The sequence below is a fragment of the Sphingomonas faeni genome, from assembly GCF_030817315.1.
Taxonomy (GTDB): domain Bacteria; phylum Pseudomonadota; class Alphaproteobacteria; order Sphingomonadales; family Sphingomonadaceae; genus Sphingomonas; species Sphingomonas faeni_C.
The window spans coordinates 2,626,119-2,647,314 of sequence record NZ_JAUSZF010000001.1; the positions used below are offsets into that span (position 1 = coordinate 2,626,119).

15 protein-coding genes and 1 pseudogene are annotated in these 21,196 nt (G+C 66.0%); 4 read left to right on the plus strand and 12 right to left on the minus strand.

The features are described 5' to 3' along the window. Positions 1-15: 15 nt before the first annotated feature. Positions 16-1,542: an acyl-CoA carboxylase subunit beta gene (locus QFZ54_RS12155; RefSeq protein WP_307087423.1), complete on the minus strand. Its 1,527-nt coding sequence runs from the start codon at positions 1,540-1,542 to the stop codon at positions 16-18. A gap of 100 nt (positions 1,543-1,642) precedes the next feature. Between QFZ54_RS12155 and QFZ54_RS12160 the strand changes: the two genes are divergently transcribed. Next, positions 1,643-3,037, plus strand: coding sequence for a helix-turn-helix domain-containing protein (locus QFZ54_RS12160; protein ID WP_248524533.1), 1,395 nt, complete (start codon positions 1,643-1,645; stop codon positions 3,035-3,037). Between the two features lie 117 nt (positions 3,038-3,154). Here the strand turns inward: QFZ54_RS12160 and QFZ54_RS12165 are convergent, their stop codons facing one another. From QFZ54_RS12165 to QFZ54_RS12190, 6 genes are all read right to left on the minus strand, one after another. After that, a complete protein-coding gene (locus QFZ54_RS12165) occupies positions 3,155-4,507 on the minus strand; it encodes an ammonium transporter (protein ID WP_307087426.1) in 1,353 nt (450 codons plus the stop codon). A gap of 23 nt (positions 4,508-4,530) precedes the next feature. After that, a complete protein-coding gene (locus QFZ54_RS12170; protein WP_307087427.1) occupies positions 4,531-4,869 on the minus strand; it encodes a P-II family nitrogen regulator in 339 nt (112 codons plus the stop codon). 277 nt (positions 4,870-5,146) lie between these two features. Continuing rightward, positions 5,147-6,709 (minus strand): bifunctional phosphoribosylaminoimidazolecarboxamide formyltransferase/IMP cyclohydrolase, encoded by a 1,563-nt coding sequence (gene purH, locus QFZ54_RS12175; RefSeq protein WP_307087429.1) that lies wholly within the window; start codon positions 6,707-6,709, stop codon positions 5,147-5,149. A gap of 197 nt (positions 6,710-6,906) precedes the next feature. After that, the gene (locus tag QFZ54_RS12180) at positions 6,907-8,622 is read right to left on the minus strand and encodes a heparinase II/III family protein (protein WP_307087432.1); all 1,716 of its coding nucleotides are present in this window, start codon (positions 8,620-8,622) and stop codon (positions 6,907-6,909) included. A gap of 17 nt (positions 8,623-8,639) precedes the next feature. Then, positions 8,640-9,296, minus strand: a complete 657-nt coding sequence (gene rpe / locus QFZ54_RS12185) for a ribulose-phosphate 3-epimerase (RefSeq protein ID WP_307087434.1) — start codon at positions 9,294-9,296, stop codon at positions 8,640-8,642. 82 nt (positions 9,297-9,378) lie between these two features. Next, positions 9,379-10,656 (minus strand): RsmB/NOP family class I SAM-dependent RNA methyltransferase, encoded by a 1,278-nt coding sequence (locus tag QFZ54_RS12190; protein ID WP_307087436.1) that lies wholly within the window; start codon positions 10,654-10,656, stop codon positions 9,379-9,381. Between the two features lie 105 nt (positions 10,657-10,761). Between QFZ54_RS12190 and QFZ54_RS12195 the strand changes: the two genes are divergently transcribed. Beyond that, positions 10,762-10,920: a DUF1674 domain-containing protein gene (locus tag QFZ54_RS12195; protein ID WP_107963485.1), complete on the plus strand. Its 159-nt coding sequence runs from the start codon at positions 10,762-10,764 to the stop codon at positions 10,918-10,920. A gap of 19 nt (positions 10,921-10,939) precedes the next feature. Here the strand turns inward: QFZ54_RS12195 and QFZ54_RS12200 are convergent, their stop codons facing one another. Next, positions 10,940-11,353: an acyl-CoA thioesterase gene (locus QFZ54_RS12200; RefSeq protein WP_307087438.1), complete on the minus strand. Its 414-nt coding sequence runs from the start codon at positions 11,351-11,353 to the stop codon at positions 10,940-10,942. 180 nt (positions 11,354-11,533) lie between these two features. Between QFZ54_RS12200 and clpB the strand changes: the two are divergent. Further along, positions 11,534-14,115: pseudogene (gene clpB, locus QFZ54_RS12205) on the plus strand (ATP-dependent chaperone ClpB). Between the two features lie 63 nt (positions 14,116-14,178). On the opposite strand, the gene QFZ54_RS12210 reads toward clpB, so the two are convergent. The 4 genes from QFZ54_RS12210 to xseA all read right to left on the minus strand — a co-directional run bounded on the left by QFZ54_RS12210 (position 14,179) and on the right by xseA (position 19,931). Further along, complete coding sequence (locus tag QFZ54_RS12210) at positions 14,179-17,193, minus strand: TonB-dependent receptor domain-containing protein (RefSeq protein WP_307087439.1); 3,015 nt, start codon at positions 17,191-17,193, stop codon at positions 14,179-14,181. A 259-nt stretch (positions 17,194-17,452) separates the two neighbouring features. Continuing rightward, on the minus strand, positions 17,453-18,292 hold the full coding sequence (locus QFZ54_RS12215) for a M23 family metallopeptidase (RefSeq protein ID WP_307087441.1): 840 nt from the start codon (positions 18,290-18,292) through the stop codon (positions 17,453-17,455). After that, positions 18,289-18,489 carry a DUF2093 domain-containing protein gene (locus QFZ54_RS12220; RefSeq protein WP_055881745.1) on the minus strand — a complete coding sequence of 67 codons (201 nt, stop codon included), beginning with the start codon at positions 18,487-18,489 and terminating at the stop codon, positions 18,289-18,291. The genes QFZ54_RS12215 and QFZ54_RS12220 overlap by 4 nt, the downstream gene beginning before the upstream one ends. A gap of 14 nt (positions 18,490-18,503) precedes the next feature. After that, positions 18,504-19,931 carry an exodeoxyribonuclease VII large subunit gene (gene xseA, locus QFZ54_RS12225; protein WP_373458515.1) on the minus strand — a complete coding sequence of 476 codons (1,428 nt, stop codon included), beginning with the start codon at positions 19,929-19,931 and terminating at the stop codon, positions 18,504-18,506. On the opposite strand from xseA, the gene purD reads away from it, so the two are divergent. Next, complete coding sequence (purD, locus tag QFZ54_RS12230; RefSeq protein ID WP_307087444.1) at positions 19,930-21,192, plus strand: phosphoribosylamine--glycine ligase; 1,263 nt, start codon at positions 19,930-19,932, stop codon at positions 21,190-21,192. The two genes, xseA and purD, sit on opposite strands and share 2 nt — an antisense overlap. Positions 21,193-21,196: the final 4 nt, after the last annotated feature.

The window sequence follows — 21,196 nt, forward strand, 5'->3', positions numbered from 1 at the left end:
GCGTGACGGGCGGGCTCACAACGGGATGTTATCATGCTTCTTCCACGGATTCTCCAGCGCTTTGCCGCGGAGTTTCCGTAGGCCGAGCGCGATGCGGCGGCGGGTCGAGTGGGGCTGGATAACTTCGTCGATGAAGCCCTTGCTCGCCGCGACGAACGGGTTGGCGAACCGTGCCTCGTATTCCGCGGTGCGCTCGGCGATCTCTTCCGGCGTCTTGCCGCGGAAGATGATCTCGACCGCGCCCTTGGCCCCCATCACCGCGATCTCGGCGGTCGGCCACGCATAGTTGAGGTCGCCGCGCAGGTGCTTCGACGCCATCACGTCGTACGCGCCGCCGTAAGCCTTGCGCGTGATGACGGTGATCTTCGGCACGGTCGCCTCGGCATAGGCGAACAGCAGTTTCGCGCCGTGCTTGATAATGCCGTTATGCTCCTGCGCGGTGCCGGGCAGGAAGCCGGGGACGTCGACGAAGGTCACGATCGGGATCTCGAACGCATCGCAGAAGCGCACGAACCGCGCCGCCTTCTTCGAAGAATTGATGTCGAGCACGCCGGCGAGCACCATCGGCTGGTTCGCGACGAAACCGACCGTGCGCCCTTCGATCCGGCCGAAACCGGTGATGATGTTGGCCGCATGCGCCGGCTGGGTCTCGAAGAAATCGCCCTCGTCGACGGTCTTCCGGATCAGTTCGTGCATGTCGTAGGGCTGATTAGCCGATGCCGGGATCAGCGTGTCGAGGCTTTCCTCGATCCGGTCCCACTCGTCCGCTGTCGGGCGTTCGGGAACGCCGTCACGGTTCGACGCGGGCAGGAAATCGAAGAAATCGCGCGCCGCGAGCAACGCCTCGATGTCGTTCTCGAACGCGTTGTCGGCTACCGACGTCTTGGTGGTGTGCGTCACGGCGCCGCCGAGCGCCTCCTGAGTCACGACCTCGTTGGTCACCGTCTTGACCACGTCCGGGCCGGTAACGAACATGTAGCTCGAATCCTTCACCATGAAGATGAAGTCGGTCATCGCGGGGCTGTAGACCGCACCGCCGGCGCAGGGCCCCATGATCAGCGAAAGCTGCGGCACGACGCCGGATGCGAGCGCGTTGCGCTGGAACACTTCGGCATAGCCGCCGAGCGAAGCCACGCCCTCCTGGATACGCGCGCCGCCGCTGTCGTTCAGGCCGATGATCGGCGCACCGACCTTCATCGCGCTGTCCATCACCTTGCAGATTTTCTGCGCATGACGTTCGCTGAGCGATCCGCCGAACACGGTGAAATCCTGGCTGAAGACGAAGACGAGGCGGCCGTTGATCGTGCCCGATCCGGTGACCACGCCGTCGCCGGGGATCACCTGGTCCTGCATGCCGAAATCGACGCAGTTGTGCTCGACATACATGTCGAGCTCCTCGAACGACCCCTCGTCCAGCAGCACGTCAAGGCGCTCCCTCGCGGTGAGCTTACCCTTGGCGTGCTGCGCTGCGATCCGCTTGATACCCCCGCCCACTCTTGCGGCTTCGCGGCGTCGTTCAAGCTCTTCGATCGTCGATGACATCGTCTCTCCGTCCTGCTGATTGCCTTCACAGAGCGGGATGCGATGCGCAAATGCAATGTTGCAAAGTTGCACGGAGCATGTTTGCAAACTAGGTGGAGGCATGACCCTCCCCGCACGTCGCCTCTTCGTCGGACACCGCCTGCGCGACCTGCGCCGCGTTCTAGGCATCAGCCAGGCGGCGATGGCCGCGCGGATCGGGCTGTCGGTGAGCTATCTTTCGCAGATCGAGAATGGCGACCGGCCGGTGACGGAGGGCGTGCTGATCACGCTCGCCCGCGAGTTTCCGGCGGATTGGGGGAGCATCGACGCGGCGGACGATACCGCGTTGCTGATCGCGACGCTGGAGGCGGTGTCGGACACCAGCGTCGAGGCGCCTGCGCTCGACGAGACCGCGGTGCGGCGCGCGGTGAAGCACCAGCCGTTGCTGGCGCAGCGGCTGGTCGCGATGCACGACGCGTACCGCCGCGCGCAGGAGCAGTTGCGCGCGCTCGACGACCGGCTGGTGGCGGGATCTGGGGCGCCGGGATTGCTGCCTTGGGAGGACGTGCGCGACTGGTTTCACGCGGCGGGCAATTATGTCGATGCGCTCGATCGGCGGGCGGAGGAGATTGGCGAAACGCTGGGGGCGGATCGGATCGCGGCGCTGGAGGCTCGGCTTGCGACAAAAGGTGTTTCGATTGCGATCTCGGGCGCGCTCGCCGCACCGTTGCGCGATTATGACGGCGCGACCCTGAGGCTCGATGGCTCGCAGCCGGGAGAGACCACGCTGTTCTCGCTCGCGCATCAGGTCGCGCGGCATGAGTTCGGCGACGTCATCGGCGGGATCGTCGCTGCGTCGGAGATGGCATCGGAGACGGCGCGCGCGCTGTTGACCGCGGGGCTGACCAATTACGCGGCCGGGGCGATCGTCATGCCCTACACCCGCTTCCGAACCGAGGCGCGCACTGTCCGCCACGACATCGACCGGCTTCGGCGAATCTTCGGGACGAGCTTCGAACAGACCTGTCACCGGCTTTCGACGTTGCAGCGGCCGGGCGCGCTCGGCATTCCGTTCTTCTTCTGCCGCGTCGACATGGCGGGGAACATCACGAAGCGGCACTCGGCCACGCGGTTGCAGTTCGCGCGGTTCGGCGGCGCGTGCCCGTTGTGGATCGTCCATGAGGCAGTGGCGATCCCCGACCGGATCCTGACGCAGCTGATCGAGACGACCGACGGCATCCGCTACGTCTCGATGGCGAAGGGTCTGGTGAAGCCGTCCGAGACGTACACGCGGCCGGCGCGCCGCTATGCCGTGGCGCTCGGGTGCGAGGAGGCGAACGCGTCGGAGTTCATCTATGCCGATGCTCTGGGGACCGGCGGGATCGCGACGCCGATCGGGTCGTCATGCCGTATCTGCCTGCGCACGGATTGCGACCAGCGCGCATTTCCCCCGGCGGCCAGCGGGATCCGGGTCGATCCGGACCGCCGCGGCGCAGTTCCGTACGAGGTCGTGTAGACTGCCCTTTCCCGACCGACAAAAAAAGGCCCGATGCGTTTTGCGCACCGGGCTTAGGATGTCCGCAGGAGGAACGTCGTGGGTGCGGGCTCGGGCGGCCCGCTACCGATCAGGTGTTCAGTTGTAAGCGCGTTCGCCGTGCTCGCCGATGTCGAGACCCTCGTGCTCGACTTCCGGCGAGACCCGCAGGCCGGTGACGGCCTTGGCGACGTAGATCGCGATCGTGGTGCCGATCGTGGCCCAGATGATCGTCACGATCACCGCCTGGAGCTGCACGAAGAGCTTGGCGCCCATCGCATAGTCTGCAGCCCCAGGGCCGCCGAGCGACGGGGCGTAGACCACCGCGGTCCCGATCGCGCCGACCATGCCGCCGATGCCGTGGATCCCGAAGGCGTCGAGCGAGTCGTCATAGCCGAGCATCGGCTTGAGCTTCGAGACCGCCATGAAGCAGATGATCGAAGCGATCGCGCCCAGGATGATCGCGCCGAACGGGCCGGAGTTGCCCGCAGCGGGCGTGACGGCGACGAGGCCGGCGACGATGCCCGAGCAGAAGCCCAAGGCCGAACCCTTGTGACCCGAGAGCTTCTCGGCAAGCATCCAGAACAGGCCGGCCGACGCGGTGGCGACGAAGGTGTTGAGCATCGCGAGGGCGGCCGAGCCGTTCGCCTCGAGTGCCGAGCCGGCGTTGAAGCCGAACCAGCCGACCCAGAGCAGCCCGGTGCCGATGCCGGTCATGACCAGCGAGTGCGGTGCCATCGGCTCCTTCGGGTAGCCGATGCGCTTGCCGAGGATCAGCGCCGCGACCAGCGCCGAGACGCCGGCGTTGATGTGGACCACGGTGCCGCCGGCGAAATCGAGTGCGCCCGCCTTGAAGAAATAGCCCGACGATGCCCACACCATGTGCGCGATCGGGAAGTAGACGATCGTTAGCCAGATCAGGCCGAACACCATCACCGCTGAGAACTTCATGCGCTCGACGACCGAGCCCAGTACCAGCGCGATGGTGATCGCGGCGAAGGTCATCTGGAAACAGATGAAGACATATTCGGGGATCTCGACACCCGCCGTAAAGGTCGCCGCCTGCGAGGCGGGCGTGACGCCCTTCAGGAACGCCTTGTCGAAGCTGCCGATGAAGTTGCTGAGCAACGGGCTGCTCACGTCCGGACCGAACGCCAGCGTATAGCCCCACATCACCCAGACGAGCATCGCGAGCGCCGCGACGGCACCGATCTGGGTCATGGTCGACAGCATGTTCTTCGACCGCGTAAGGCCGCCGTAGAACAACGCGAGGCCCGGCAGGATCATCATCAGGACGAGGACCGTCGAGGTCATCATCCAGGCGGTGTCGCCCTTATTTACCGTAGCCACGACGGGTGCGACTGCAGGAGCTGCAACCTCTTGTGCCCAGGCGGGTGCGGCGGCGATCATCGCCGCTCCGAACCCTAGAACCGCCGAGGCGGCTGTCTTCATGTCATGCTTCATCATGTCCCCCCTCAGAGCGCAGAATCGTCGGTTTCGCCGGTGCGGATGCGGACCGCCTGGCCGACGTCGAGCACGAAGATCTTGCCGTCGCCGATCGCGCCGGTGTTCGCCGACGCCTGGACAGCCTCGACCACACGGTCGGCCAGGCTGGCGGCGCAGACCACCTCGATCTTGATCTTCGGCACCATGTTGGTGCTGTATTCGGCCCCCCGATAGATCTCGGTCTGGCCTTTTTGACGGCCGAAACCCTTGACCTCGGTGACCGTCATGCCGGCCACGCCGATCGTGGTGAGCGCTTCGCGCACCTCATCGAGCTTGAACGGCTTGATGATGGCAATGACGAGTTTCATCGCGGCCCTTCCCCCTTGTTACGGAAGATGCCTAGCAATGTGCGTGCCAATTGCGGTGTGGAGGGATGAGGAGTGCTCGAAGAGCGGGCGAAAGGGGTTTGTGGGTTAAAACTTGTGCAGTGCGGTGGAGGTGCCCGTTTTATGGGCAGTCTCACCACCTTCGTCATTCCCGCGGAGGCGGGAACCCATATTGGCTAGCTGGCGACATACTCTCCGAGGTCAGCCAGTATGGGTCCCCGCCTTCGCGGGGATGACGGTCGTACTGAGCGTCAGGCTATCAATGCCGGAAGTGGCGCATGCCGGTGAAGACCATCGCGAGGCCGGCTTCGTCTGCAGCCGCAATCACGTCGGCGTCGCGGATCGAGCCGCCGGGCTGGATCACCGCCGTCGCGCCTGCTTCAACTGCTGCCAGCAACCCGTCGGCGAACGGGAAGAACGCATCCGACGCGACTGCCGAGCCGATCGTGCGGGGGGTGGACCAGCCGGCCTTGTCCGCGGCGTCCTTCGCCTTCCACGCGGCAATGCGCGCGGATTCGAGGCGGTTCATCTGGCCCGCGCCAATCCCGGCAGTGCTGCCGTCCTTGGCGTAGACGATCGCGTTGGACTTGGTGTGCTTGGCGACGGTCCAGGCGAAACGGCAGTCGATCAGTTCCTGCTCGGTTGGCTGGCGCTTGGTGACGACCTTCAACTCACCCGGCGTGCCGTTGTCGCGGCCCTGGACGAGCCACCCGCCGGCGATCGACTTGGCCGTCAGACCGGTGCGGGCGGGGTCGGGCAATTCGCCGGTCAGCAACAGGCGGAGGTTTTTCTTGGCGGCGAACAGCGCGATCGCCTCCTCGTCGGCGTCGGGGGCGACGACGACTTCGGTGAAGATGCCGGTGATTGCGCGCGCGGTCTCGGCGTCGAGCGTGCGGTTTACGGCGATTATGCCGCCGAATGCCGAGACGGTGTCGCAGGCGAAGGCGGCAGCATAGGCTTCGGCGAGCGTGGCGCCGGTGGCGACGCCGCAGGGGTTGGCGTGCTTGACGATCACCACCGAGGGCTCGGCGTCGCGGAATTCGGCGATCAGTTCGAGCGCCGCGTCGGCGTCGTTGAGGTTGTTGTAGCTGAGCGCCTTGCCCTGGAGCTGGCGCGCCTGGCCGATGCCGCGAACGTTGCCGGTCGCGGTGTAGAAGGCGGCGGACTGGTGCGGGTTTTCGCCGTAGCGGAGCGTATCGCCGCGCTTGAGCGTGATCGGCAGCGTGGCGGGGAATTCCTCGGCCTGATCTACCGTGCCGAACCAGGTTGCGATGGCGGAGTCATAGGCGGCGGTGGTGGCGAAGGCTTTCGCGGCGAGTTTCTTGCGGTCTTCGAGCGTCGTGGTGCCGCCCGAGACGAGCGCGTAGTCGGCGGGGTCGGTGACGATCGCGACGTAAACGTGGTTCTTGGCGGCCGAGCGCACCATGCTGGGTCCGCCGATGTCGATGTTCTCGATCACGGTGTCGCGGTCGGCGCCCTTCGCGACGGTGGCCTCGAACGGGTAGAGGTTGACGATGACGAGATCGATCGCGCCGATCTGGTGCTCGGCCATCGAGGCGGCATGGCCGGCGTCGTCGCGCACCGCGAGCAGGCCGCCATGCACCATCGGGTGGAGCGTCTTGACGCGGCCGTCCATCATCTCGGGGAAGCCGGTGAGTTCGCTGACGTCGCGCACGTCGAGGCCGGCGGCGCGCAGGGCGGTGGCGGTGCCGCCGGTGGAGACGAGCTCAACGCCGTGCGACGCGAGCGCCTCGCCGAGATCGACGATCCCGGTCTTGTCGGAGACGGACAGGAGCGCGCGCTTGATCGGGATGCTGGTCATGAGGGTCTTTCGTGTTCCGGGGGGCCACCGTGCGGCGGTGCCTTAGCGTCGGTTGCGGTTTGGGAACAGAGGGGTGTGCTTCTCCCCTCTCTGGGGGGAGGGGTTGGGGGTGGGTCGGGTTCCATGTGGTCGAACCGTTGGGGCTCGAGCGAGCCTACCCACCCCCGGCCCCTCCCTTTCAGGGAGGGGGGAAGAGGTCAGGCCTTTTTCAGGGCCCAGCTCACGCTCGCCCCGCCGGCGGCAGCTTCACCCGTGATCATCAGTTGCTGCGTCGCGACCGGACGGCCGTCGGCGTCGATCCAGACGCTGTCGTCGACCACCAGCGCGCCGCCTCGGCAGCGGAATTGCCACAAGGGGCCGCCGGGGAGGCGAAGGATCGCGCCCAGGCCGTCCGCGGTGGGGGATACCTGCACGCCTTCGCCCAAGTGAAAGCGGATCGCGAACAGCGACAGGCCGACACGGCGCTTGCGGCCATGCGGCAACAGCGCGTCCTCGCCGCGAAGTTCGCGGCCGTCGCCGGTGAGCATCAGCTGGCGGCGGTGGAGGAAGCCCCAGCGACGGACATAGCCGTCGTGGCTCGCCTCGATCCGGCTGGCGGCGTCCGACTCCTGGCGGCTGAGTTCCACTTCCGCCACACCCCGACCAAGCGTGCCGTCGGCGTGGATCGCGGTGGAATTGCTGTCGGCGATCGTCAGCGTGGAGTGCGCGGCAGTCGAGCGCAGGCCCTCGACCATTGCTGGCGGGAGTTGGGCGATGCCGGCTCTCGCGCCGCCGCAATTGACGACGATGCGTGCAGGACCGTCGGAGAATTCGAACGCGAGCGTGGACGCGCAACCGCCTTCGACGAGGCGCGCGATCGGCGGCGGGGCGGCGTCGACGATCAGGACGGCAGTGCTGGCGGCGAGGCGTTGATAGCCCCAGTCGCGCGCTTGGCGAAGCGGACGGGTACGGACGCCGCTTGCTTCGATGACGGCGGCGACCTGCGTTTCGCTGGCCGGACCGCCACCCTGCCAGCTCGACAGGCCGCGATCGGCGTGGGCGACGCCGAGCAGGGCCGCGACCATCCGGGTGAGCGTGACCGCGACCGTCTCGGGGAGTTCGAGGCCGCGGGCGGCGTAGCTTTCCTGGAGCAACGTCAGCAGTTGGATCGAATCGAGCAGCATTGCCGGGCTGCGCGAGACCGAGCCGCCATCGTCGAACAGGCCGGTGCCGAGCGCGCGGAGCAAGCCTGCCTCACCAAATGCCTGGCGTGGCTCGCCGCCGGGGATCAGCAGTCCGGCCGCAACGACTCCGCACCATGCGGCGATGCGGGGCGCGCCGGCGGGGGCCTTGTCGGCGGTGCGATCGAGGTGCAGCGCGCCTTTGGCGAGGGCGTTCAATACCTTGGAGCGGTAGATCTGGTCGGACGACGACAGGATCAGCGGCGCGTGCGCGGTCCAGGCGAGGATGCGGCGGCCCCACATGTCGGGGCGCCACGCGATCCCGCCCTGCGTGTCGGCGTGCGCGGTCAGCCAGAGGCCCATGAGATATTCGGCGATCGGTGCGCCGCGCGAGCGGGTCGCGACAGTCGACAGGTCGCGCAGCCAGGCGAAACCGTGAAAATATTCGGCGAACGGTTTGGGAAGCGGCTTCGAAAGGTCGAGCGTCTCGATATCGCGCGCTTCGCCGCGGAACGAGAGGACGCCCTCCAGCAGCATCGTGCCGCGGGGGATGTCGCCGAGGATCGGGTCTTCGGGAACCGCGATCAGCTTCAGCGGATAGCGACCCTTGAGGCGCAGCGTGTGCAGCGGCGTGCGCCACGTCAGCCGGTGAAAGCGCTCGGCGAGGCGATCGGCGAGCGACAGCCCCTTGTCGCCGCCGAGACGGATCAGGCGACGACCTTCGTCGATCCCGTCGGGGGCGGGATCGGTCACGGGATCAGGCGTGTCATTCACCCCCGTAACGCGGCGATGTTGGCGGCGTAGTGGTCGGGACCGCCACGAAAGACCGAAGTGCCCGCGACCAGCGCGTCGGCGCCGGCCTCGATGCAGCGCTTGGCCCATGCCGCGTCGACGCCGCCATCGACTTCGAGATCGATCGCGCGGCCGCTCTTTTCGATCATCGTGCGGATCGCCGAGATCTTCTTGAGCTGGCTGGGGATGAAGCTCTGGCCGCCGAAGCCTGGGTTGACGCTCATCACGAGGACGAGGTCGACCATGTCGAGCAGGTAATCGAGCATCTTTGCCGGGGTGCCGGGACAGATCACGACACCCGCGCGCTTGCCGAGCCCTTTGATGTGCTGAAGCGAGCGGTGGATGTGCGGGCCGGCTTCGTAATGCACGGTGATGCAGTCGGCGCCGGCCTCCGCGAACGCGTCGAGATACGCGTCGACGGGGGAGATCATGAGGTGGACGTCGAACGGCTTGGTGGTGACGCCGCGGACCGACTTCATGACCGCGGGGCCGAACGAGATGTTGGGGACGAAATGGCCGTCCATCACGTCGATATGGATCCAGTCGGCGCCGGCCGCGTCGATGGCGCGGACTTCCTCGCCGAGTTTGGCGAAATCGGCGGAGAGGATCGAGGGGGCGATGCGGACGGGTTGCATGATTTTGTCCTAGCGCGGGATTCGGTTGGTGCGAAGGCCTAGCTTCTCGCCCCTCTCTGGAAGGGAGGGGGGAAGCAGAAGGTCAGCTACGTTTTAGGCGGGTGATGAAGAAGCCGTCGCAGCCGCCTTGGTCGGCGAGCATGCCGGGGAGCGTGCGGATGGTGCCGGTCTCCGTGGGCGTGATGCCGGCGGGGAGTTCGGATTGGTCGACCGGGGCGATCGTGTAGTCGCTGCGGGCGGACAGGAACGCGTCGAGTTGCGCTTCGCCTTCGGAGGGTTCGAGCGAGCAGGTGGCGTACACCAAGGTTCCACCGGGCTTCACCCAGTCCGCCGCCCTGGCGAAGATTCGCGCCTGCAACGCCGCGGTTTCGGCGATGATCGACGGGCGGACGCGGTGGAGGACGTCGGGGTGGCGGCGGAAGATGCCGGTCGCGCTGCACGGCGCGTCGATCAGGATTGCATCAGCGGGCTCGGCGGGTGCCCATTCGAGGATGTCGGCGTTGACGACCTCGGCCTTCAGATGCGTGCGATAGAGGTTCTCGCGGAGGCGCTTGATGCGGCTCTGCGAATTGTCGACCGAGGTGACGGTCCAGCCTGCGCTCGCGAGTTGCAGCGTCTTGCCGCCGGGGGCTGCGCAGAGATCGAGGACATGGCCCTCTCCTTTCCCCAGCAACCGCGCGGGCAGCGAAGCGGCGATGTCCTGAACCCACCAGGCGCCGTCGCCGAAGCCTGCCATGTCGGGGACCGAATCATGGTCGCCCAAGCGCAAATGGCCGGGCATGAAGCTTTCGCCGCCCAGTTTCTCGCGCCAACCTTCGGTCTCGGACGGGTCGGCGATGGTCAGGTCGAGCGGCGGCACCTGGGCGATCGCGCGGCCGGCGGCGTCGACCATCTCCTCGCCCCACGCGGCTTCCCAGCGCAGTTCGACCGGCGCCGGCAGCGTCGGCACTTCGGGGAGCAGCATGTTGGCGCGGAACAGCGTGCCGAACACGCCGTGCACCAGCTTGCGCGGACCGCCGTCGACCAAGGGCAGCACGGTCGAGATCGCGGCGTGCGAGGGGGTGCCGAGGATCAACACCTGGACCAGCGCGATCCGCAGCGCCATCCGCGCCTTCGCATCGTCGGGCAAATTGGTCTTGGTGACCGAATCGATCATCGCGTCGAGATCGGGGAGGCGGCGCAGCGTCTCGGCGGCGATCGCGTGCGCGAGGCCGCGATCGGGCCCGTGGATCGCGCGCGTCGCGGCCGGCAAGGCGGATTCGAGCGACTCGCCGCGACGCAGGACGGCGTCGAGCAGGCGAAGCGCGGCACGGCGGGTGGGGACGCCGAGCGGCTCGGGGGCGTGGGTATAATCGGGCATATGAAGGTCCTTCGCGTTCGGTTTGCCGCGCGGCTGTTATGGCAAAGCGGCACGACAAGGCCCATGTGGCGGTTACGACGCAAACACGCAATCCGGAGAGCCGCGATGGGCCAGCGCCCCGATCACGTTAAGCCACCCGAATATCTGGCGAAGAATACGCCGGTGCCGAAGCCCGAGGCGATCGTCCCGGACAAGGATCCCGAACCCCGCGATCCTACGCGCTATGGGGATTGGGAACTGAAGGGCATGGCAATCGACTTCTAAGGCCGGTCGCCCGGACCCGTCAGTCCTTGACGTCGGTCTTCGGGAAGAAGTGCTCGACCACGTTGTTCGCGAGGCGCGATGGGCGCAGCGTCTCGGCATCGAGGCAGCACCAGCTCGACTTCACCTCGGCGAGAACATCCTCGCCGCGCTTGATGATCGTCTCATAGAACGCGCGCGCGCCCTGGACCTTTTCGAGCAACACCGTCGCGATAACGTCGTCGTTCAGGAACGCCGGCTTGCGGTACGTGATCTCGTGTTTCAGCGCGACCCACAGGTGCCCGGCCACCGCCTCGGCTGGCGCGAGGCGCTGCCAATGGTCGATCACCGCAGCCTGTACCCACTTCAGATAGTTCGCGTTGTTGACGTGACCCATGAAGTCGATGTCTTCCGGCTCGATGCCGATGGCGTAGGTATGGGGAATCGCTGTTGTCACGTGCGACATATAGCATGCGGACCTGAATATAGCGATGACGGCGAGGCTTAGATACCGACAATAAACGCTATTCCGGCCCCATCGCGCGGCGCCTAGCATGTGGTCAGCGCCGCCTCTTGTGTTGCCCAAATACAACACCATCTTTCGGCCAACACCGAACCAATCCCACAGGAATTCGTCATGAACATCGACAAATTCACCGACCGCGCGAAGGGCTTCCTGCAATCCGCGCAGACCGTCGCGATCCGCATGAATCATCAGCGGATCGCGCCCGAGCATCTGTTGAAGGCGCTGCTGGAAGACGAGCAGGGCATGGCTGCCGGACTAATCGCAACCGCTGGTGGCGACGCCAAGCGTGCGACGTCCGAGACCGACTTAGCTTTGGCGAAGATCCCGGTCGTGTCGGGCTCGGGTGCGCAGACCACGCCGGGAATCGACAACGACGCCGTCCGGGTCCTCGACCAGGCCGAGCAGATCGCAACGAAGGCGGGCGATAGCTTCGTCACCGTCGAGCGGCTGCTGGTCGCGCTCGCGCTGTCGCTCAATACCGCCGCAGGGAAAGCGTTGAAGGCCGGCGGCGTGACGCCCGAGGGGCTGAACACCGCGATCAACGGCCTGCGCCAGGGCCGCACCGCCGACACTGCGGGCGCAGAGGACCGCTATGATGCGCTCAAGAAGTTCGCGCGCGATCTCACCCAGGCGGCGCGCGACGGCAAGCTCGATCCCGTCATCGGCCGCGACGAGGAGATTCGTCGCACGATCCAGATCCTTGCGCGGCGCACCAAGAACAACCCCGCGCTGATCGGCGAACCCGGCGTCGGCAAGACCGCGATCGCCGAAGGGTTGGCGCTGCGCATCGCCAATGGCGACGTGCCGGATACGCTGAAGGATCGCCGGCTGATGTCGCTCGACTTGGGCTCGCTGATCGCGGGTGCCAAATATCGCGGCGAGTTCGAGGAGCGCCTGAAAGGCGTGCTCGACGAGGTAAAGGCCGCCGAAGGCGACATCATCTTGTTCATCGACGAGAGATGCACCAGTTGATCGGCGCGGGCAAATCCGAGGGCGCGATGGATGCGGGCAATCTGCTCAAGCCAGCGCTGGCGCGGGGTGAATTGCACTGCGTCGGCGCGACCACGCTCGACGAATACCGCAAATATGTCGAGAAGGACCCGGCGTTGCAGCGGCGCTTCCAGCCGGTGATGGTCGGCGAACCGACCGTCGAGGACACGATCTCGATCCTGCGCGGATTGAAGGAGAAGTACGAGCTTCATCACGGCGTGCGGATCACCGATGGCGCGATCGTCGCCGCCTCGACGCTGTCGAACCGCTACATCACCGACCGCTTCCTCCCCGACAAGGCGATCGACCTGATGGACGAGGCCGCGTCGCGCATCCGCATGGAGGTGGAATCGAAGCCCGAGGCGATTGAAAATCTCGACCGGCGGATCATCCAGCTCAAGATCGAACGCGAGGCGCTGAAGCGCGAGACCGACGATGCGTCGGTCGATCGGCTCGACACGCTGGAAGGCGAGCTCGTCAATCTGGAGGAGCAATCCGCCGAACTGACGACGCGCTGGAAGGGCGAGAAGGACAAGATCAACGCCGAGGCACGGCTGAAGGAACAGCTCGATGCCGCGCGGCTCGAGCTGGAACAGGCGCAGCGCTCGGGTGACTTGGCGAAGGCGGGCGAGCTTTCCTACGGCACGATTCCGGGGTTGCAGCGCCAGCTCGACGAGGCGGCAGGCGCGACTAAGGGCGCGATGTTGCGCGAGGAGGTCACGGCCGACGACATCGCCGGCGTGGTCAGCCGCTGGACCGGGATCCCGGTCGAGCGGATGCTGCAGGGCGAGCGCGACAAGCTGCTCGCGATGGAAGCGACGATCGGCAAGCGCGTGATTGGCCAGGCGCATGCGGTGAAGGCGGTGTCGACAGCGGTGCGGCGGGCGCGTGCGGGGTTGCAGGATCCGAACCGGCCGCTCGGGTCATTCCTGTTCCTGGGGCCAACCGGCGTCGGCAAGACCGAGCTGACCAAGGCGCTGGCCGAGTTCCTGTTCGACGATCCGTCGGCGATGGTCCGCATCGACATGAGCGAGTTCATGGAAAAGCACGCGGTCGCGCGGCTGATCGGCGCGCCTCCGGGCTATGTCGGATACGAGGAAGGCGGCGTGCTGACCGAGGCGGTGCGCAGGCGGCCGTACCAGGTGATCCTGTTCGACGAGGTCGAGAAGGCGCACGGTGACGTGTTCAACGTGCTGTTGCAGGTGCTCGACGACGGACGGCTGACCGACGGACAAGGGCGCACGGTGGATTTCAGCAACACGCTGATCATCCTGACGAGCAATCTCGGCAGCCAGTATCTGGCGAACATGGCGGAGGGCGACGACGTGTCGTCGGTCGAGCCGCAGGTGATGGAGATCGTCCGCGCACACTTCCGGCCCGAGTTCCTCAACCGGCTCGACGAGGTGATCCTGTTCCACCGCCTCGGCCAGTCACACATGGCACCGATCGTGGATATCCAGGTATCGCGCGTCGACAAGCTGCTGGCGGATCGCAAGATCGTCCTCGACCTGACAGACGCGGCGCGCGCGTGGCTCGGACGCGTCGGCTACGACCCGGTATACGGCGCGCGGCCGCTGAAGCGTGCGGTCCAGCGCTATCTGCAGGACCCGCTCGCCGACATGATCCTGCGCGGCGAGGTAAAGGACGGCTCGACCGTCAAGATCGACGAGGGCGACGGGAAGCTGGTGCTGGTCGTCGCCTGAGCGACGTTCGCAAAAAAGGGCGGCTTCCCGAAGGAAGCCGCCCCATTCTAACTCGACTATTGTTTAGAAGCCGACGCGCGCGCCGACACGGATGAAGCGACCCATAATGTTGCCGGTCGTCCAGGCAGGATTATACTGGTTGATGCTGTACCCGCCGCTCGGATCGAACGGAGGCTTGATGTCTAGGATGTTGAGCACGTTGGTGTACAGCGTGAAACGATCGTTGACCTTGACGGTCGCCGTCATGTCCAAGTTCCACGTTGCCTTCGCGTTGCACAGTACCGGCGAACCGTCCTGATACGTCACGACCGACGATCCGATGCTGGCTTCGCAATCGCCTTTGACGCCGCTGTAGCCGTTGGACACATCGGTCGACGCCAGGTCGTAGCCAGCGGTATAATATGCCGTCGCCGAGAGTGATGCGGCACCGACTTCGAGGGTGTTCTGCCACGTCGCGCGCCACTTCGGCGAGCCCGAGCAGGACGTGTTGTTGCAGGGGCTGAGGGTGCCGTCATACCGTTCGACGTTGCCGTCTGCAGTCTGCTTCTCGAACTTCAGCAGGTACGACGCGTCGGCCGAGGTGATGAACGTCACGTTGTCACCGATCGGGAAGCGGGCATTGGCACCGAAATCGATGCCCGACACGCGCTGTTCGTCAGCATTCTGATACGACACCTCGATGAAGCCGATCTGCGGCAGGGCAGCGGGATTGTCGTTGTCGGCCAGACCCGGACGTACGACGACGCCCGGAAGGTTCACGACGCCGTTGTTGGCATAGTATTGCTCGAACGCACCCGCGGAACTCGCCGGGTTGATGATGCCCTTCACCTTGATGTTGAAGTAATCGACGGTGAAGTTGATCCGTGACGTTGGCTCGAAGATCGCGCCCAGCGTCCAGCTGGTCGACTTCTCCGGATCCAGGTCTGGGTTACCCGTCGACGTGTTGCCGAGTGAGAACTGACCCGTTGCGTAAGAGTTGCCGCCGTGCGCCGCGATGAACGCTGCCTGCGCAGGAATGCTCGGATCGAGCGAGCGAGTCACATAACCCGTGGTCGGCAGACCGTTGGCTTCGTTGAAGCTCGGGATACGGAACCCCTTCGAGAAGGTACCGCGCACCGAGAACTGCTGGATCGGCGAGAAGTTGCTCTGGCCCGACGAATAATCGTCGTAACGGCCCGACCCGTTGATCACGAGCTGGTCGAGAACCGGCGCGTTGATTTCGAAGAAGGCGGACTTCACGTTGCGGCTGCCGACCGCACCAACCGAGTTGACGCCGTAATAGCGGTCATAGGGATGCGCGTCGTTCTGCGGGTTCGCGCTTGGGTTGTCGATCGACTCCTTGCGATAAGCCCCGCCGATGGCAACCTGCAACGGACCACCCGGCAGCGTGAACAACGATTTCGAGAGGGTGCCCTGGATCTGCCAAAGGTCGGCCGTCGATCGCGTCCGGTTCTCAGGCGAGATATAGTTGCGGATCTCTTCCGAATTGTTGCCTGGGTTTACGAAGTCATAGGTTCCGCGCGCGATCACGTCGAGGAGCCGCTGCGGGATCAGATAGTTCTTCTGAATCACGTCCAACTGGGTGTTCGACGCCGTGAAATCACCGCTGTATTTCCAGTCGTCACCGAACGTACCGGAGATCCCGGCCGCGAGCCGCAACGCACGCGAATTCGTCTCGATCGTACGCGGACGGTCGTAGAGGCTCAGCAGCTGCGCACGGCTGCCGCTGGCTGCGAAAGGATTGTTAGGGTTGAGGACGCCGTTACCCGCGTTGCACCCCGTGTCGAGCATGGTCAGCGAGCCGACGCCGCCGGCGCAGACATAGGCCGGCAGATAGAGTGGGTTCAGTAGAACCGAGCCTGGTGGCGTGGTCTGATTGTTGAAACCAAGCGGGCTGATCTGCGTGAAGGTGTTGGTCCGGTAGTAATTGCCGGACACATAGGCCTGAGCGTTGTCGCCGACATTAGCCGTAAACCGACCGGAGAATCCGTAGCGCTCCTGCTGCGGCAGGACCTGTAGATACTGCTTGCGGAAATCCTGCTGACAGACGACCGAGCCTGCGGTCGGGCTCTGGCCCGGAAGGACCGTCACCGGATTCAGATCGCGGCATCCATCGGCGGCGTTGAGAATATTATACCGGCCCAAAGCCCCGCCCGTCTCATCAACGGGACGTACCATTGCCACGGTCGTCGATGCGAGGCCGGAATAGGTACCGTCCGCGTTGAAGAAGTTGCGAGCACCAGCAGGCTGCGCAATGCAGCTGCCTGCATCGTTACAGATGCGGCTGAGGTCTGACGAATTGAACGGATAGCCCCGATCACTCGCATTTACCGCCTCGGTGTTCTGGTACTCGCCGTTGACGTAGAAGTTGAAGCCCTGGGTGGCGAGGTCGCCATAGCCCCACGTTGCATCGAGACGCTGTTCGGCACCATCGCCGCGATCCGAGATGCCCGCGGAGCCGTTCAGGTGAAGGCCCTCGATCTGCTTCTTCATGATGACGTTGATGACGCCTGCGACTGCGTCTGCGCCATAGGTCGACGAAGCGCCGTCCTTCAGCACTTCGATGCGGTCGACCAGCGAACTCGGGATCGTGTTCATGTCGACGAAGTTGCGCTGGCCATCGTCGGCGAGCGGATACGGCGCCATGCGCAGTCCGTCGAACAGTGTCAGCGTCGACTGCACGGACAAACCGCGCAGCGAGGCAGCCGTCGCGCCTGTTGCGAAGTTGCTACCGGTATTCCAGCCTTGGCTGATCGTGCCAGCGCCGTTCGCAGTCAGTCGCTGCACAGCCTCCGCAGCAGTGTTGATGCCGCGCTGCTGAAGCGTGGCCGCGGTTAGCGTGGTCACTGGCGACGGACCGGTATCGGCACCGCGGAACAGCGACCCGGTTACGACGATGTCCTGGCCCTCCGACGACTCGTCGGCAGGTAGCGTCTGCGCCGTAGGTGCGACGGTCTGAGCGTCTGTGGCGGTCGTGGCGTCCTGAGCGAAACCGGTCGTGGTGGACAGAACCAGGGCGAATGGCGTTGCCGCAGCAAGCAGCAGTGCCTTTGACGTAAATCGTGACGTGGTAACCAAGTGAGAACCCCTTGCGCTGCGCAGCGGTCGCTTTGGCGATCCACCACGAAAATCACCTCGGCTACTGCGCTACAGCCCTGCCGAGGACATGGGTTAAGGATGAAGATCCACGACTGGCGTGTAAAGGTGGGGCCGGACGCGCCGCAGATTTTTGACGTTAGCAGTGTTAAAAATGACACGAAAGCTTGCCGCTTTTCTACTATCGAGAAATAATGCTAAATTTAAACGGTGCTCATTGTAATAATGTAAGGAAGCTTAACTACCTTATTTCACCGGCAACGATCATCGGATCAAGCTTGGCGTCGTTCCAGCGCAGGCTCCAGTGCAGATGGGGGCCGGTCGCGCGGCCGGTCATGCCGGAGGCGCCGATCGGTTGGCCCTGGCGCACGTGGTCGCCGGGTTTCACGTCGATCCGCGACAGGTGCAGGAATGCGCTGTTGAGGCCCATGCCGTGGTCGAGCATGAGCAGGTTGCCCTCCAGCGTGAAGGGGTGGTCTGCGGCGAGGATCACGACGCCGTCAGCGGGGGCGGTGACGATCGTGCCGGTGGGGACGGCGACGTCGGTGCCCGAATGATAGCTGCCGGGTTCGCCCTTATAGACGCGTTGCGCGCCGAACAGGCCGGAGATGCGGCCGGTGGCGGGCCATGCGAAGGCCTGTCGCCAGCCTTGTGCGTCGGTCGAGCGAGCGCGGGCGGCCACGATCTGGGCCAGCTCGGGCGGACGGAGTTTCGCGAAGACCGGGTCGGGCGCGGGGAATTTCGGAAGCGTGTTGAGGCGCTCGATCCGCCAGGCTCTAGGCGCGATCGTCAGCGGTTGGGTGACGGTCCGACCGTCGGCGAGCGTTGCCGCCAGCATTGCTTGCGGCCCCGCGTCGCGGTCGAAACCGGCGATGAAGCGACCGTCGGGGGATAGCGTGATCGGCTTGCCGTTCAGCGTAACGGTGCGCGTACCTGCGGGGGCGGTGCCGAGGATCAGGCCTCCCTGGCTGAGCGTGCCGGTCCAGCGGAAGGCGGACTGGCTCGCGGTATCTGGGGGCGGCGGTTGCTGGGCGGTCGCGTTGGTTGCAACCAGCAGGACGAGCAGCGCCGCCCGGATCATCGAGGCGCCATCGCTTCGCTGGCGGCGGCGGCGGTGGCATAGGCTTCCTGGCGGGCGACGCTCCAGTAGCGCAGATCCTCCAGCGCGATACGATGGCCGGTGGCGGCGCAGGCGACGTGGTCGCCGGGGCTGAGCACGCGGAAACCATTGGCCATATAATGCAGGCGCGCGGCGCGGTCGGAGTTGGACATCAGCATTGTGGGGCTCTTCTTTACAGCAGGGTCGGCTGGCGCGGCGGCGCATCGGGCGCAGGCTTTGCCTTGGGGGCAGCATAGGTTTTGGCGATGGGGCGCTCAAGGCCGGTGTCCGTCACCGCGTCGACCACGCCGTCGCGGAAGTGGAGTGTCAGCGTGCCCGCGTCGCGCGCCGACTTGGCGGACGCGAGCGTCTCGCCGCCGGGACGCGCGGTGACGCGGGCATAGCCGCGGTCGAGGATCGCGTCGGGGTTGAGCGACTGGACGAGGCGCCAGGTCGCGTCGAGCTGCGCGCGCTTCGCTTCGAGTTTGCGTTCGAGCGTGGCGGGACGGAGAGCGGCGCCCGAGCGATCGAGACTGCCGCGCGCGAGAGTCAGGCGACGCTCCAGCCCACGATCCAGACGCTGGCCGAAATCGTCCGCGCGCTGGCGTTGCGGCCCGAGCAACTGGTCGCGCTTCGGCAGCAACCGCGCCAAGGCATCGAGGCGCTCGCGACCGCGCTCGACATGGCGGCGGGCGCAGCGTTCGGTGCGGTTGCGGTGGCTGTCGATCGTCAGGCGGAGGTCGGCAAGCACCGGCACCGCGATCTCGGCAGCCGCGGTCGGCGTCGGCGCGCGCAGGTCGGCGGCGAAATCGCACAAGGTGGTGTCGGTCTCGTGGCCTACGGCGGAGATGATCGGGATCGTGCAGGCGGCGACCGCGCGGACCACGACTTCCTCGTTGAACGACCACAGATCCTCGACCGAACCCCCGCCGCGCGCGACGATCACAAGGTCTGGCCGCGGTACCGGGCCGCCGGGGACGAGCGCGTCGAATCCGCGCACCGCGGCGGCGATCTCGGCCGCCGAGCCCTCGCCCTGCACCTTGACCGGCCAGACGATGACGTGCGTCGGGCAGCGATCCTCCAGGCGGTGGAGGATGTCGCGGATCACTGCGCCCGTCCCCGACGTGACGACGCCGATCACCTTCGGCATGAACGGCAGCCGCTTTTTCCGCGTGCCGTCGAACAGCCCCTCGCCCGCCAGTTTCGCCTTCAGTTTCTCGAGCAACGCCATCAGCGCGCCGGCGCCCGCCAGCTCCATCCGCTCGATGACGATCTGGTATTTCGAGCGCCCGGGATAGGTGGTGAGCTTGCCGGTCGCGATCACCTCGATGCCGTCCTGCGGCACGAAGGCGAGGCTCGACGCATTGCCCTTCCAGATAACGCCGTCGATCACCGCCTGGTCGTCCTTCAACGACATGTAGCAATGGCCCGACGCGACGCGCTTCCAGCCCGAGATCTCGCCGCGCAGGCGGACATGGCCGAACTCGCCCTCGACCATCCGCTTCAGCTTGAAGGCGAGTTCGCCGACCGACATCGCCAGTGCGTTGTCGCCGGGGACTTGCTCGGCTACCAGCCGGCCCATGTCATTCGACACGACATCATCGGAAAAGGGATCGGGCATGAACGTCCTGCTGCTGGGCTCGGGGGGTCGCGAACATGCGCTCGCGTGGAAGCTGGTGCAATCTCGCGGCCTCGATACGCTGTATGCCGCGCCGGGCAACCCCGGGATCGCGCGTGTTGCGACGCTCGTGCCGCTGGATGCGACGGATCATGCCGCGGTCGTCGCGTTCGTCCGCGAGCATGAGGTAGGGCTGGTCGTGATCGGGCCGGAAGCGCCGCTGGTCGACGGGCTGGCTGACTCGCTGCGGGCTGCGGACATTCCGGTGTTCGGGCCTTCGAAGGCGGCAGCGCAGTTGGAGGGATCGAAGGGTTTCACCAAGGATCTGTGCCTGCGCGCCGGCATCCCGACCGCAGGCTATGTCCGTGTGAAGAGCCGCGAAGAGGCGGATGCCGCGCTTGCCCGCACCTTCTCGTTGCCGGTGGTCATCAAGGCGGACGGCCTCGCGGCGGGCAAGGGCGTGGTCATCGCGTTCAGCGCCGCCGAGGCCGAGGCCGCGCTCGACGCGCTGTTTGCCGATGGCGAGGCCGAGGCGGTGATCGAGGAATTCCTGGAGGGCGAGGAGGCGAGCCTCTTCGTGCTGACCGACGGCGTGGCGCTGATGCCGTTCGGCTCCGCGCAGGATCACAAGCGCGTCGGCGAGGGTGATACCGGGCCGAACACCGGCGGGATGGGCGCGTACAGCCCTGCCCTCGTCCTGACGCCTGCGCTGGAAAAGCGTGCGATCGACGAGATCGTCGCGCCGACGGTGGCGGCGATGGCGGCGGAGGGCATGCCGTTCTCGGGCGTGCTGTACGCGGGGCTGATGCTGACGCCGCAGGGTCCCAAGCTGATCGAATACAACGCGCGGTTCGGGGATCCCGAGACGCAGGTGCTGATGATGCGCTTCCAGGGCGACCTGCTGGCGACGATGCTCGCGGTGGCGGAAGGACGGCTCGGCGAGATGCCGGCGGCGAAGTTCAGCGACGAGACTGCGCTGACGGTGGTGATGGCAGCGAATGGCTATCCGGGCACACCCAAGGCTGGCGGCGCGATCGTCGGACTGGATTCGGCGCAGGCTGCGGGCGGCACGGTGTTCCATGCGGGTACCCGGCTGGAGGACGGCAGGCTGGTCGCATCGGGCGGCCGCGTACTCGCGGTGACCGCGACCGGCGACGATGTCGCGACGGCGCAGGCGAACGCCTATCGCGCGGTCGAGGCGATCGATTTCGCGGAGGGCTTCTATCGCCGCGACATCGGCTGGCGGGAAATCGCGCGCGGGTGATGCC

Excerpts from the sequence above, each read along its gene's own strand:
- xseA (WP_373458515.1), bottom strand. The coding sequence starts at position 19,931 with ATGCCCGATCCCTTTTCCGATGATGTCGTGTCGAATGACATGGGCCGG.
- QFZ54_RS12170 (WP_307087427.1), bottom strand. The coding sequence starts at position 4,869 with ATGAAACTCGTCATTGCCATCATCAAGCCGTTCAAGCTCGATGAGGTG.
- QFZ54_RS12190 (WP_307087436.1), bottom strand. The coding sequence starts at position 10,656 with ATGCCCGATTATACCCACGCCCCCGAGCCGCTCGGCGTCCCCACCCGC.
- QFZ54_RS12155 (WP_307087423.1), bottom strand. The coding sequence starts at position 1,542 with ATGTCATCGACGATCGAAGAGCTTGAACGACGCCGCGAAGCCGCAAGA.
- QFZ54_RS12195 (WP_107963485.1), top strand. The coding sequence starts at position 10,762 with ATGGGCCAGCGCCCCGATCACGTTAAGCCACCCGAATATCTGGCGAAG.
- QFZ54_RS12215 (WP_307087441.1), bottom strand. The coding sequence starts at position 18,292 with ATGATCCGGGCGGCGCTGCTCGTCCTGCTGGTTGCAACCAACGCGACC.
- rpe (WP_307087434.1), bottom strand. The coding sequence starts at position 9,296 with ATGCAACCCGTCCGCATCGCCCCCTCGATCCTCTCCGCCGATTTCGCC.
- purH (WP_307087429.1), bottom strand. The coding sequence starts at position 6,709 with ATGACCAGCATCCCGATCAAGCGCGCGCTCCTGTCCGTCTCCGACAAG.
- QFZ54_RS12160 (WP_248524533.1), top strand. The coding sequence starts at position 1,643 with ATGACCCTCCCCGCACGTCGCCTCTTCGTCGGACACCGCCTGCGCGAC.
- purD (WP_307087444.1), top strand. The coding sequence starts at position 19,930 with ATGAACGTCCTGCTGCTGGGCTCGGGGGGTCGCGAACATGCGCTCGCG.
- QFZ54_RS12220 (WP_055881745.1), bottom strand. The coding sequence starts at position 18,489 with ATGCTGATGTCCAACTCCGACCGCGCCGCGCGCCTGCATTATATGGCC.
- QFZ54_RS12165 (WP_307087426.1), bottom strand. The coding sequence starts at position 4,507 with ATGAAGACAGCCGCCTCGGCGGTTCTAGGGTTCGGAGCGGCGATGATC.